The 13,414-nt window shown below is 65.9% G+C and carries 10 protein-coding genes; 3 read left to right on the forward strand and 7 right to left on the reverse strand.

Annotation, left to right across the window (positions count from 1 at the left end; genetic code table 11):
- Positions 1-49 precede the first annotated feature (49 nt).
- Complete coding sequence (locus M1L61_RS14420) at positions 50-1,015, reverse strand: DUF2268 domain-containing putative Zn-dependent protease (RefSeq protein ID WP_049482504.1); 966 nt, start codon at positions 1,013-1,015, stop codon at positions 50-52.
- Between the two features lie 138 nt (positions 1,016-1,153).
- Between M1L61_RS14420 and M1L61_RS14425 the strand changes: the two genes are divergently transcribed.
- Positions 1,154-2,137, forward strand: a complete 984-nt coding sequence (locus M1L61_RS14425) for a hypothetical protein (protein WP_010480506.1) — start codon at positions 1,154-1,156, stop codon at positions 2,135-2,137.
- A 10-nt stretch (positions 2,138-2,147) separates the two neighbouring features.
- Here M1L61_RS14425 and M1L61_RS14430 read toward each other — a convergent pair whose 3' ends face one another.
- The 3 genes from M1L61_RS14430 to M1L61_RS14440 form a co-directional block, all read right to left on the reverse strand.
- Entirely contained in the window at positions 2,148-2,468 is a 321-nt protein-coding gene (locus tag M1L61_RS14430; RefSeq protein ID WP_029379698.1) for a hypothetical protein, read from the reverse strand.
- Positions 2,469-2,688: 220 nt separating this feature from the next.
- Positions 2,689-5,151: a prolyl oligopeptidase family serine peptidase gene (locus tag M1L61_RS14435; protein WP_241875134.1), complete on the reverse strand. Its 2,463-nt coding sequence runs from the start codon at positions 5,149-5,151 to the stop codon at positions 2,689-2,691.
- 166 nt (positions 5,152-5,317) lie between these two features.
- Positions 5,318-5,647: a hypothetical protein gene (locus M1L61_RS14440; RefSeq protein ID WP_010480503.1), complete on the reverse strand. Its 330-nt coding sequence runs from the start codon at positions 5,645-5,647 to the stop codon at positions 5,318-5,320.
- A 238-nt stretch (positions 5,648-5,885) separates the two neighbouring features.
- On the opposite strand from M1L61_RS14440, the gene M1L61_RS14445 reads away from it, so the two are divergent.
- Both M1L61_RS14445 and M1L61_RS14450 read left to right on the forward strand, forming a co-directional pair.
- A complete protein-coding gene (locus M1L61_RS14445; RefSeq protein ID WP_043398508.1) occupies positions 5,886-6,662 on the forward strand; it encodes a HipA family kinase in 777 nt (258 codons plus the stop codon).
- Positions 6,640-7,041 carry a DUF3037 domain-containing protein gene (locus tag M1L61_RS14450; protein WP_248853702.1) on the forward strand — a complete coding sequence of 134 codons (402 nt, stop codon included), beginning with the start codon at positions 6,640-6,642 and terminating at the stop codon, positions 7,039-7,041. Before M1L61_RS14445 ends, M1L61_RS14450 begins: the two co-directional genes overlap by 23 nt.
- A gap of 139 nt (positions 7,042-7,180) precedes the next feature.
- Here the strand turns inward: M1L61_RS14450 and M1L61_RS14455 are convergent, their stop codons facing one another.
- The 3 genes from M1L61_RS14455 to gyrA all read right to left on the reverse strand — a co-directional run bounded on the left by M1L61_RS14455 (position 7,181) and on the right by gyrA (position 13,309).
- On the reverse strand, positions 7,181-7,687 hold the full coding sequence (locus tag M1L61_RS14455; RefSeq protein ID WP_248853703.1) for a transposase: 507 nt from the start codon (positions 7,685-7,687) through the stop codon (positions 7,181-7,183).
- A 247-nt stretch (positions 7,688-7,934) separates the two neighbouring features.
- Entirely contained in the window at positions 7,935-10,463 is a 2,529-nt protein-coding gene (locus M1L61_RS14460) for a membrane-bound PQQ-dependent dehydrogenase, glucose/quinate/shikimate family (protein WP_248853704.1), read from the reverse strand.
- A gap of 131 nt (positions 10,464-10,594) precedes the next feature.
- Positions 10,595-13,309: a DNA gyrase subunit A gene (gene gyrA / locus M1L61_RS14465; protein WP_010480491.1), complete on the reverse strand. Its 2,715-nt coding sequence runs from the start codon at positions 13,307-13,309 to the stop codon at positions 10,595-10,597.
- Positions 13,310-13,414: the final 105 nt, after the last annotated feature.

Here is a 13,414-nt window from a genome sequence, read left to right on the forward strand (position 1 = left end):
GCGAGTACTCCTGAAATCATCTTCCGCAGTCTAACGCCCCGCCCTGTGCTCAGCGTGCAGCCGTACGCGCCGCCACACCCGTGACTTTCGCCGGCATCCACATGCCCGGCGTCCAGCCGCTGGCAGCGAGGATCGCCTTCGGGTTGTCCTGCTGGATCAGCGCACGCACCGCATCACGCTTGTCCTTGGCCTGCAGGTAATAGGCCTTGGCGATGCGGTAGCCCACCCAGTACCCGAGGTCGTAAGGCTCCTGCGAGCCCGGCTTGTAGTTGTACAGCCATGGCGACAGATCGGTGCTGTCCAGATCCAGCGCGAACGCGCTTTCGATATGCACTTCCCGGCCACGGGTCCAGGCCGCGTGGCGCCCGTTGCCGACGTTGCCGGAAATCAGTTCGGCGATGAACTCGGCGATGCCCTCCCCCAGCGAAACACGCAGCACCGTCGCATGCGGGTCGCCCGGCTCGAAGTCGGTCAGGCCCGTCTGCTGGATGTGCACGTACTCGTGCGCAATCACGTGCACGAAGCGGTCCTGCACATTGGGATTCATGAAATCGGCTGCGCACAGCGCTTCCAGGCCGATGATCACCCCGCTTTTCGAGGTCAGCCCGACCGGACGGCCACGGCCCACCGCGATGGTCACCGGCGGAAACGCAGCCTGCGGGTAGATCGCCTGCAGGTTGGAAAACACCTGCGTCAGGCGTTGTTTCACCGCTGGCAGTTCGGCCAGGCAGCTTCGTCCCTGCGCATACAGTTCCGGCTGGTTGGCGATGGACTCGGCAATGCGCTCGGGGGTGACCCGGCGCGCCTTCGCCAGTTCGGCCAGGCCCGCCGAACCCTCGGCCATGTATCCACGCAACTGCGCAACGCTGGGTTTGCCACCTGCGTTGTCGTACAGCGCGTAGAAGCGACTGACATCGTCAGTGACAATCTGAGGCCCGGCCGGTACCGCCGCCGTGGCCATGCCAACTGCCCCGGCACAGGCCAGGGCCAACAGGCCGCGCAGGATCATGGACATCGCTCCGTCCTTGGTGGAGTGCAGGCGAAGCGCGCAATCTATCACCCCGGCCCGGCCGCCGCAGCAAGCAGATGCGGGCACTCCGGCGCTGTGCCAGACTCGATTCGGCACCTGCCACGGAAGATGGAGCACCCCGCGATGATGATCGTTCCCGCGTACTGGGCTGAAGCCCGCCTGCAGGCCCGCTTCCGTGGCCGGCCGGTGGTGGTGCGCCGCTTCGGCTGGTCCGACGAAGGCCCTGCAGAGGCGCAGGTGCACGCCGACCGCCGCGCCAACGAAGCCCTCAATGCCATCCTCGCCGGGCAGGCGCTGCCGCGCCGCGAAGTGCGCAGCAACTACGGCGTGGAGGGCGTGCCGATCCGCGAGCAGATCGTGCAGCGCGACGGCGACGTCATCATCACCCGCAACAGCTATGGCGCACTGTGCCTCAACAGCCCGGACGTGCTGTTCGCCGACATCGACCATGCGCAGCCGCCAGCCGGCTGCGTGATGCCGGCCATTGTTGCGGCGGTCGTGCTGCTTGCCGGCGCCGTCACCGGCACGCTGCTGTGGCACTGGCTGGTGGGGCTGGTGCTGGGCGTGGCGGCGGTAGTTCTGGTCAATGCCGCATTGCTGTTGCGCCGCAGGCAGCGTCTGGCCGCCGCCGGGGGGGCCGAAGGGCTTGCGCTGCGGCGCGTGGAAGTCTTCAGCGAACAACACCCCGACTGGCATCTGCGCGCTTACCGCACGCCTGCGGGACTGCGCGTGCTGGCGATGCATGCCACCTTCTCGCCCGAGGACGAGCAGCTGCAGGCGTTCTTCAAGGCACTGGGCACCGACACCTTGTACGCGCGCATGTGCCGACTGCAGCACTGCTTCCGTGCGCGGCTGACACCGAAGCCGTGGCGCGTCGGCCTGCGTTATCGCATCCGCCCGCCGGTGGCCGCGTGGTCCGCCGAACAGGCCAACAACCCGGATCGTCTGGCCTGGATTGCGGAGTACGAAAAGAAGAGCGCCGGCTTCGCGGCCTGCGCTTATCTACGCAGTTTCGGCGATACCACCCGGGTGCATGCCAAGGCAGAACATGTGCGCGACCTGCATGACCGGCTGTCGCGCGCGCAGGACCGCCTACCGCTGGCGTGAGGGCGGGTACTCAGTCAGCGCTCTGCACGAACGGCTGCCCTGCCAGGGTAGTGCCCAGCCGCACCGCGATCTGTTGACCGTCCTTTTCGAAGGTCGTCGCACATTGCTTTCCATCCTTCTGGCATCCGACTTCCGGAAAGCCGTCCAGCGATTCCGGCGCGCCCTGCGCAGGTTTTGCCCGCCAGCCTGCGGCATCCAGCAGGCGCTTGGCCTTGGCGTAAGGCATGCCGGCGATGATCCCCAGCTGCGCCAATTCGGTGGGCAATGGCTGCGCACCTGCAGTTGAGACCAGGACCAAGGACAACGTTGCAGCAAGAAGGATGGCTTTCATTGCACCGACCTGGAACGAGCTATCAGGTTCAGCCTAGACCATTTGCGCGGCGTGCGAATGTGCCGGTAACACGTCGTTACCGAGTCTCCACAGTTGATTGCAGAGCACCTGCAACTGTTTACAGGCCAACGGATAGCCGAGCGTGGGCTCGGCTCTACAGCAGGATGCAGGAAGGCCGCCCGAAGGCGGCCTTCTGCAAAGCGGTCGAGCAGGCTCGACGCTACTTGGCGTTCTTCACGTAGGTGTCGAACCAGTTCAGCATTTCCGCCACCAGCTGCTCGTTCGATTCCAATGCGGTGTACCAGTGCGGTTCGTTCGGCAGCATCACCAGGCGGGTGGTGCCGCCGTTGCCGCGGATCGCCTGGTAGAGCTTGCGCGACTGGAACGGCTCGGTGCCCGGGTTGGCGTCGTCCTCGCCGTGGACCAGCAGCAGCGGCAGCTTGATCTTGTCGGCATAGAAGAACGGCGAGGCCTTCAGGTACACGTCCTGCGCCTGCCAGACCGAGCGGCGTTCGTTCTGGAAGCCGAACGGGGTGAAGGTCTTGTTGTACGAACCGCTGGTCGCCACACCGGCCTTGAACAGCTTGGTGTGCGCAATCAGGTTGGCGGTCATCAGGCCGCCATGGCTGTGACCGGTCACGCCGATGCGGTTGCGGTCGACCACGCCCATGTCCACGGCCTTGTCCACCGCCGCCTTGGCGTCGGCTTCCAGCTGCTCCAGGTAGGTGTCGTAGGCGTTCTTCGGGTCACCCACGATCGGGAACGAGGCGTTGTCGATGATCGCGTAGCCGGCCAGCAGCATCAGGCGGTACGGCTGCAGGCGGGTGAAGGTCTGCTGCGAACCGGATACCTGGCCGGCCTGCGCGGCGTTGGCGAAGTCGGCCGGGTACGCATACAGGATCGCCGGCACGCGCTGGCCCTCCTTGTAGCCCGGCGGCGTGTACAGGGTGAACGACAGGTCCACGCCGTCGGCGCGCTTGTAGGTCACCAGCTGCTTCTTGATCTGGCGCACTTCCGGGGTCGGGTCGACCAGCTTGGTCAGCGCGGTCGTGGTGGACGCGAACTGCGCCTCGCCGGCCTTCGCGTCGGCCACCGCCTCACCCTGCTGCCGAATGAAGGCATTCGGCGGATCGATCACCGACTGGTGCCAGGTCAGGTAGCGCCCCGGCGTGTTGCTGAAACCGAGGAACTGTTCGTAGGCATCGGCGCTGCTGCGGAACAGGCGCTCGCTCTTCAGCGTGCCGAGGTCGAGGCGGTCGAGGAACGGACGGTCGCCCTGCGGCGAGGCACCACGGCCGCTGAGGAACACATGGTTGCCCTCACGGCGCACGACCTGCGCACCATTCGGCAGGCGGGTGAAGACCAGGTTGCCGGGGTTGCCGTACAGCTCATCGCTGGACATGTCCCACAGCAGGCGGCCTTCCTTCTTCGGCTGGTCCACATCGACGATGCGGGTCTGCATCCAGTGGCGGTTCTCGTCGTTCTCGAACTGGAACGCCACGGCCGGATCGGCGGTCCATGCGAAGCCTTCGAAGCGCTGTGCGGTGCGGGTGATCTCGACCGGCTTGCCGTTGAACGGCGCCTTCAGCATCAGCACGCGATCGCGATGCGGCACGTTGACCTTCCAGTCGCCCTTGTCCAGCGCTTCGGCATAGACCAGGGTGGCCGGATCGGTGGCACGCCAGTCGAAACCGCGCGGACCTTCCGGTACGCCGTGCACCGGCACGCGGTCGGCCAGCGGCAGGCTGGCGATCGGCGTGGACTTGCCGCTGGCGATGTCCAGCACGGCCACGTCGTTGGCGAAGCGCTGGTAGGTCACCGCATGCGAATACGGTGCCTTGATCGATTCGGTCAGCACGTGCACGCCATCGGGCGCGGCGCTGACTTCATTGAACAGCGCCGGTTGCCCGACCGGGCGCACGCGGTTGGCGACGGTATCGACCACGGCCAGCTGCGAAGTACCGTAATAGGCGAACAGCTTCTCGTCATGGACGCTGGTCAGCGTGTCGCGGGCTTCGTAGGTGCTGCTTTCGCCGCTGCTGCCCAGCGACTCCTGCGCGTCCGGACCGGTCGGCACGCCGCCATTGGACGGCGCCGGGCCCTGATTGGCCGGCACCAGCTTCACCAGCAGGTTCTGGCTGCCGCCCAGCCACTGCACGGTGTAGCCGAAGATCGGGTTCAGCTGCACGTTCGGCACCTGCTTCACCTGGCCGGTGGCCGCATCGCCCACCCACAGCTGCACGCTGGTATCGACCGCATTCTGGAAGGCGAAGTGGCTGCCATCGGCCGACCACAGCGCGCCGGTGGCGCAGCCCTGCGGCAGGTTGACCTTGGTCTCCTTGCCGCTGCCGATATCGACCAGGGTGAAGTCGGCCACGCAGGCCGGAATGCCGTAGCCACCGGGGGTGTCATGGCGGCTGCGGTTCTTCGGTTCCAGGCGCACGCCGGCCAGCTTCAGATACGGCTGGGCGACACGGCTGATCGAAGGGTAGGTCTGCGCAGTGGTCAGCAGCAGGCGCTGCCCCCCCGGGGCCACGTTCGGCGCTGGCGGCGGCGGCGCCTTCAGCACCTTGAGCAGGTGTTCCGGTGGCTTGGCGTAGTCGGCAAGCGCCGGGCCAGCGGCCAGCAGGCCGACGGTGGCAACGGCAACGGCCGCCGCCAGAGAGGTTCGACGGATCAGCATCCTTATCCCCTGGAGTGTGAATGGGTACCCGGAATCGGGCATGGACCCGAATCTAGCACCGCAGGGGTTGTCGTGAATGGGCCGGAAGGGCTAGTGGCCGGATGGGGCAAAGTGCAGCTCCGGGAGGTGCCGGGAACTGCCGGCACCTGCCAGGCATGGCTTGGCACTACTGCTGCGCGTGCAGGTCCCAGGTGGCCAGGTAGTCGGGGTCGACCACGATCATGCCACTGGTGTGCATGCGGTACTCCCCGGGCTCGGCTGGCTGGTACTGGTCCAGCATCGGCGGCAGGTAGCGCTCGTGGCCATCATTCTCGTCGGCCAGCACCACGCCCTCGTCGGCGCTGATGCGCAGCACCGTGCCGGCATACTGCTCCAGCCCCTTTACCTGGCCGTCGCCGCCATAGCGGGTCACCCCTACCAGTACGACCTTGCCGATCATTTCCTCGACCTTGGCGTCGTCCAAGGGCGGCAGCATGGGAGTGAATTCGTCGCTCATCGGTGCACCTCCGTAGCCTGCAGGACATCGTGGATGAGGTTTCCGCTTCGCAGTGCGCGTCGCTGGCAGCCGAGCAAATGCCCGGCCTGAAGCCTCTGCATCGAGAGTGCCAGTACGCCCATGAACCCAAGGGTTCCTGGAGCACGATGCTGCCATCACAGGCGGAAGGGACAGGTGAAGGCCGAACTCGGTCCTCGCCGATCAGGGGGTTGCACCTGCACCACGCTAGAATGCGCCCATGCGCACCGTACATGCCCTCCGCTACATCACTCCCTTGCGGGAAGGTGGCTCCCTGCCGGCCGTGGTCGAGACCGACGACGACGGCATGGCCGTGCTGAAGTTCCGTGGCGCCGGCCAAGGCCCGAAGGCGCTGATCGCCGAGCTGATCGCCGGCGAAATGGCGCGCACGCTGGGCCTGCCGATTCCGGAAATCCTGTTCGTGGAGCTGGACCGCGAGTTCGCCCGCACCGAACCGGACCCGGAAATCCAGGAGCTGATCCGTGCCAGCGAGGGCCTGAACCTGGGCCTGGACTACCTGCCCGGTGCGATCAACTACGACCCGGCGGCGATGCCGGTGGATGCCGATCTGGCCTCGCGCATCGTCTGGTTCGATGCGCTCACCAGCAATGTCGATCGCACCACGCGCAATCCGAACCTGATGGTGTGGCATCGAAAGCTGTACCTGATCGATCACGGTGCGGCCATGTACTTCCATCACGACTGGGCCAACGCCGGCGATGCCTGCGAAAAGCCGTTCGTGCTGATCCGCGACCACGTGCTGCTGTCGTTCGCCAGCCGCATCGCCGAGGTGGATGCCGAACTGGCCGCGCGCCTGACCGATGCCGAGATCGAGCGCATCGTCGGCCTGGTGCCGGACAGCTGGCTGGTCAACGAGCCGGCATTCGACAGTCCGCAGGCCTATCGCCAAGGCTACATCGACTATCTCAAGCATCGCCTGAAAGTGCGTGCGGTGTTCGTGCAGGAGGCCATCCGTGCCCACGCTGCACACGTATGACTACGCGGTCATCCGCGTGGTACCGCGGGTGGAACGCGAGGAATTCATCAACGTCGGGGTGATCGTCTCCTGTCCTGGCGCGCGTCATCTGGAGGCGGCCATCGACATCGATCCTGCGCGCCTGCGCGCCTTCGCGCCGGCGCTGGACCAGGAGGCGCTGCAGCCGTGGCTGGATGCGATCGTGGCCATCTGCCGCGGCGACGCCAGCGCCGGCCCCATCGCGCAGCTGCCCGCGCGTGCGCGCTTCCATTTCCTTACCGCCAAGCGCAGTTCGGTTGTGCAGATGTCGAGCACGCATGTGGGCCGCACTGCGGACCCGGCGGGCGTGGTGGAACACTTGATGACGAAGATGGTGCGGGTACCGGCACCATCCGAGTAACGTCGATCGGGTAGAGTCGACTGTTAGTCGACTAACGCGCGCAGCGTGGGCTCTTTGGCTGCGGTTGAGAAAGGCAGTCGACTAACAGTCGACTCTACCCAGTCGACTCTACCCGGTAGACGCCACCCGGCCGGTGCCATCACCATTCGCGCTCGCCTGCCGGCTCAAGCTCGCTCAACGGCCAGCGGCACCATCCATACGGATGGTCACCGATCTGCGCGGCAAGACCGGCTCGAACGGGATTTGCCAGAATGTAGCAAGCGTGCCTGTGAAGCGACGCATCACTGCGGATTGCATGATCGTAATAGCCAGCCTGCCAGATTGCACCCCGGCTCCCTCGCCGCCGGTTGATTAGAAAGCTGCTGCGCGCCTTGAAGCGCTGCACGCAGTAGCCCAACGAGTGACTGCGAAGTTGAGCCAGCCAGTGAATGTGATCCGGCATGATGATCCAGGCAAGTGATGCAGTCAGGCCTTCCCGATCCATCGATCCGAGGAGCTGCATGGCAAGGTGGGCATTGGCAGGGCAATCGAATACGCGATAGCGATTCCGGCACACCATGGTGATGGTGTAGACGTTGCCGACTATGGATCGGCGGCCGGCAAGCAGTTGAGGGCTGGGCATGAGTTCGAGAATGCCCGCCCGCATGGATTTCCGGCATCGGTTCCCTGCCAATGCCAGAATCAGGGATCCTCTCGATACAGCGTCAGGGTATGTGGAGTCGCCTGGGTGGAGTCGCCTGGGTGGAGTCGCCCGGGTAGAGTCGACTGTTAGTCGACTATCGCGCGAAGCGCGGGCTTTCCAACGCGGAAGAGAAGAGCGGTCGACTAACAGTCGACTCTACCCAGTCGACTCTACCCAGTCGACTCTACCCAGCCGGCTTTACCCGTCGGCCCTATCTCGGCAACGCAAACGCCATCACATAATCGCCGTTTGGGGTTTCCATGAAATGGTGGCCACCGGCCATGATCACTACGTACTGGCGCCCGCCCTGCTCGTACACCATCGGGTTGGCCTGGCCGCCCGCGGGCAGCTTGGCATGCCACAGTTCCTTGCCGGTCTTCAGGTCGATGGCACGCAGCAGGTCATCGGTGGCAGCGGCGATGAAGATCAGGCCGCTGGCGGTGATCACCGAACCACCATTGTTCGGCGTGCCGATCTCGATCGGCAGGCCGGAACGGATGCCGAACGGTCCGTTGCCGCGCGCACTGCCGAATGGACGGTCCCACAGCAGCTTGCCGGTACGCAGGTCGATGGCACGGATACCGCCATAGGGCGGCTGCTTGCACAGCAGGCCGGTGAACGGCAGCCGCCAACCAGCGTTGACCTGGATGCCATACGGCGTGCCCACCTGCGGGTCGCCCGCGCCTTCTGCACCGCCCTTGTCGAACCGGATCTTCTCGCGTGGCAGCCAGCCCAGCCGGTCGGCCTCGGCGCGTGGCACCAGCCGGTTGTAGTTGGGCATGTCGTTGTAGTTGGCGACGATCACGCCGCGGCGCGTATCGATGGACACGCTGCCCCAGTCCGAGCCGCCGTTGTAGCCAGGGTACTCGATGGAATGGCGCTCGCTGCTCGGCGGCGTGTAGAAGCCTTCGTAGTACGCCTTGCGGAACTGGATGCGGCAGACCAGCTGGTCGATCGGGGTGATGCCCCACATGTCGCGCTCGGTCAGGTCATGTTCGCGGCGCAGCGTGTGGTACAGCGAAAACAGCTGGGTGGGTGAACGCTGCTCGGGTTCGACGCCGCCGACCGGCACCTTGCGCTCTTCGGCGGCGGTCAGCAGCTGGCCGTTGCGGCGATCGAGGATATAGAGGTCGCCCTGCTTGGTCGGCAACAGGATCGCCGGCACCTTGCCCGCCGCCGTCGGGTAGTCGATCAGGCTGGCCTGCGAACCCAGGTCGTAGTCCCACACATCCTTGCGCACCGCCTGGAAATGCCAGACCGGCTTGCCGGTGGCCACGTCGATCGCCACCAGCGAGGTTGCATAGCGGTTCTGGCTCTCCGTGCGCGAGCCACTCCAATAGTCTCCCGCAGAATTGCCCAGCGGCAGGTAGACCAGCCCCAGTGCTTCATCACCGGTGGCGGTGGTCCACATGTTGGGTGTGCCGCGCGTATAGGTCTGCTCGCGCGGCGGCAAGCCGCTGCGCTCGGGCTGGTCCATGTCCCATGCCCAGCGCAGCTTGCCGGTGATGGCATCGTAGGCCTGGATCACGCCCGAGGGCGCATCGCGGCGCTGTCCGTCGAGCACCTGATGACCGGTCACGATCACGCCGCGCACGATGGCCGGCGGCGAGGTGATCGACACATAGCCCGGCGGCACTTCGCCCATGCCCAGGGTGATGTCGACCTGGCCGTTGTTGCCGAAATTCGCGCACGGGCGGCCACTGTCCGCATCCACCGCGATGATGCGCCCATCCAGCGTGCCTTCGATGATGCGCGCCCAGCATGCCGGACGACTGCCCGGTGCAACACTGCGGGTGATGCTGGGCGGCGGTTCCGGCAGCGCCAGATCAGCGGCGACATCGGCCAATGCCGCATCAGCAACGGTCGGCGTGCTGGGCTGCTCGTAATAGCTCACACCGCGACAGGCAGCGGTATAGGGAATCGAAGCATCCTTCACCCTTGGATCGAACCGCCACAGCTCCTTGCCGCTGGCGGCGTCGAGTGCGATCAGGCGGTTGCGCGCGGTGCACAGGTACAGGCGACCGCCAATCTTCAGCGGCGTGGTTTCCGCGCCCCAGCGCTTCCTCGGCATATCGCCGGTACGGAACTGCCAGGCCGGCTGCAGCGTGGCCACATTGGCCGGGGTGATCTGCTGCAGCGGCGAATAGCGGGTGGCCGCATTGCTGCGGCCCCACGCCGGCCAGTCGCCCTCGGCGGGCTGGTCAGCCGGCTGCAGGCCCGTGGTATCGCGCGTAGGTTCCAGTCCGGCGCTGACCGCGCCTTCCGGGAACGGCAGGTGCCCGTCCACTTCACCATGCGGCGCAAAGGCCAGGCCGAAGGCAGCTACGAACACCAGCATCAGCACGCCCGCCACGCTGCGCGACAGGCGCTTGGACACCGGTTCGCGCAGGGTCGGTGCCAGCAGCGCCACCACGATGCCCAGGGCCGTAACGAGGCCCAGGCGCGGCACCCAACGCCAGTAGTCGCTGCCCGACTCCCACCAGGTCCACAGCAGTGTGCCGATGAACACCAGCGCGTACAGCAGCGCGCCGCTGCGACGGTTGCCGAACAGCAGGAGGCCGCTGGCCAGCAGGCCGAGCCCGGCGATGGCGTAGTACGCCGAGCCGCCAAGGCTGAGCAGCCATGCGCCGAGCCCGCCGATGACCAGGCCGAGCACGACCAGCAACAGCGACAGCACGGTCACCAGCGGATGGCGCGGGGTTCGGACAGGAGCAGGATCGGACGGCGGCGTGACGGACATCGTCGATCTCCGGGGGCAGCATGCGCCCTTATCCCACCGCCGGCGTGAAGCGCGCGCGTATGTGTGGCGTCCGGTTACGACGACGCCGGCACAGGGCCGGCGTCGTCGGGTACTTCAGGCTCGCGGCAGGATCACTCCTGCGCGGCGTCCTCGCTGCTGGCCGCAGCCGGGGCGCCGTCGGTCGTGGCCGGGGCGGCAGCCGCCACCTCGTCCTCGTCCTCTTCGATGGAGGCATCCATGCGCTCCACCGCCTGCAGCTTCTCGTCCTTGGACAGGCGGATCAGGGTGACGCCCTGGGTGTTGCGGCCGACGCGGCTGATTTCCGAGCCACGCGTACGCACCAGGGTGCCGCCATCGGAGATCAGCAGGACTTCGTCGCTGGAGCCCATCAGCACCGCGGCGACCAGCTTGCCGTTGCGCTCGGTGGTCTGGATGCCGATCACGCCCTGCGTACCACGGCCCTTGCGCGGGTAGTCCGGCAGCGGGGTGCGCTTGCCATAGCCGTTCTCGGTGGCGGTGAGGATGTACTGCACGCTGGCGTCGTCAGCGCCGTCGATCACCGCATCGCCATTGGCGGCGGCTTCTTCGACACCGTTGTCGTCCTCGTTCTCGTCCTCGATGCCACCGGCACTTTCGGCCACGATCAGGCTGACCACTTCCTCGCCGGCCGGCATCTTGATGCCACGCACGCCGGTCGCGGTACGGCCCATCGAGCGGACCTTGTCCTCGCCGAAGCGCACGGTCTTGCCGTTGGAGGCGAACAGCAGGATGTCGCGCTCGCCGTCGGTCAGGCCGACGCCAACCAGCGCATCGCCCTCGTCGAGGTTGATCGCGATCTTGCCGCGGGCCAGACGGAAGGCGAACTCGCCCAGCGGGGTCTTCTTGACCGTACCGTTCTTCGTGGCGAAGAACACGAACTGGCCATCGGCGTACTCGCGCACCGGCAGCACGGCCTGCACGCGTTCGCCCGGTTCCAGCGGAATCCAGTTGATGATCGGACGGCCACGAGCGTTGGAACCGGCTTCGGGCAGCTGGTAGACCGGCAGCCAGAACACCTTGCCCGAACTGGTGAAGGTCAGCAGCGTGTCATGCGTGTTGACCAGCCACAGCTGTTCGATGAAATCCTCTTCCTTGGTCGCCGCCGCACTGCGGCCACGGCCGCCACGGCGCTGCGCGCGGTACACGCTCACCGGCTGGCGCTTCACGTAACCGGCGTGCGACACGGTGACCACCACGTCTTCCGGCGCGATCAGGTCGAGGATGTCCAGGTCTTCTTCGCTGTGGCGGATCTCGGTACGACGCTCGTCGCCGAACTCGGCCTTGACGCTGACCAGCTCTTCGCGGATCACCTGCAGCAGGCGGTCGGGGTCTTCCAGGATGTGGATCAGCCCGGCGATCACTTCCAGCAGCTGCTTGTACTCGTCGGTCAGGCGGTCCTGCTCCAGCCCGGTCAGGCGGTGCAGGCGCATTTCCAGGATCTGGGTGGCCTGGATCTCGGTCAGCTGGTAGCCGCCCTCGATCAGGCCCACGCCCTTGGGCAGGTCTTCCGGACGCGAGGCTTCGGCACCGGCGGCGCCCAGCATCGCACCGACCAGGCCCGGCTCCCACACGCGCGCCAGCATGCGCTCGCGTGCTTCGTTCGGGTTCGGCGAGGTCTTGATCAGTTCGATCATCTCGTCGATGTTGGCCAGCGCGACGGTCAGGCCTTCCAGCACGTGGGCACGGGCACGCGCCTTGCGCAGCTCGAACACGGTGCGGCGGGTGACCACTTCGCGACGGTGGCGGACGAACGCCTCCAGCATCTGCTTGAGGTTCATCAACTGCGGGCGGCCATCGACCAGCGCCACCATGTTGATGCCGAACACCGATTCCATCTGCGTCTGCTGGTACAGGTTGTTCAGCACAACCTCGGCAGATTCACCGCGCTTGATCTCGATGTAGATGCGCATGCCGTCCTTGTCGGACTCATCGCGCAGCTCGCTGATGCCTTCGATCTTCTTTTCCTTGACCAGCTCGGCGATCTTCTCGATCAGACGCGCCTTGTTCACCTGGTAAGGAATCTCGGTGACGATGATCGATTCGCGGCCGTTGTCGGCCACTTCGATATCGGCCTTGGCACGGATGCGCACGCGGCCACGGCCGGTGCGGTAGCCGGCGACGATGCCGGCGGTGCCATTGATGATGCCGGCGGTCGGGAAATCCGGGCCAGGAATGTATTCCATCAGGCCGTCGACGTCGATTTCCGGGTTGTCGATCAGCGCGATGCAGGCGTTGATCGATTCGCTCAGATTGTGCGGCGGGATGTTGGTCGCCATACCCACCGCGATACCGGCCGAACCATTGACCAGCAGGTTCGGGAACCGGGTCGGCATGACCGTCGGCTCCAGTTCCTTTTCGTCGTAGTTGGGCTGGAAATCGACGGTTTCCTTGTCGATGTCGGCCATCAGCTCATGCGCGAGGCGCGACATGCGCGCTTCGGTGTATCGCATCGCTGCGGCGGAGTCGCCGTCGATGGAGCCGAAGTTACCCTGGCCATCGACCAGCATGTAGCGCAGCGAGAACGGCTGTGCCAGGCGCACCAGCGTGTCGTACACCGACTGATCGCCATGCGGGTGGTACTTACCGATGACGTCACCGACGATACGTGCCGACTTGAAGTAGGGCTTGTTGCTGTGCGCGTTCAACTCGTTCATCGCGAACAGCACGCGGCGATGCACCGGCTTGAGGCCGTCGCGCGCATCCGGGAGCGCGCGGCCCACGATCACGCTCATGGCGTAATCGAGGTAGCTCTTGCGCATCTCGTCTTCCAGGTTGACCTGGATGATTTCCTTGGCGGTTTCTGCCATTCGGGTTCCGTTGTCTGGTAGCGGTCCAGTCCGGCGCAGCCCTCTGCGGGAGGGGGTCGTGCCGGAACCTCGATTCAACCTGTGGATACTACCACAACAGGCCGT

The organism is Stenotrophomonas sp. NY11291 (assembly GCF_023277365.1).
Classification (GTDB): domain Bacteria; phylum Pseudomonadota; class Gammaproteobacteria; order Xanthomonadales; family Xanthomonadaceae; genus Stenotrophomonas; species Stenotrophomonas geniculata.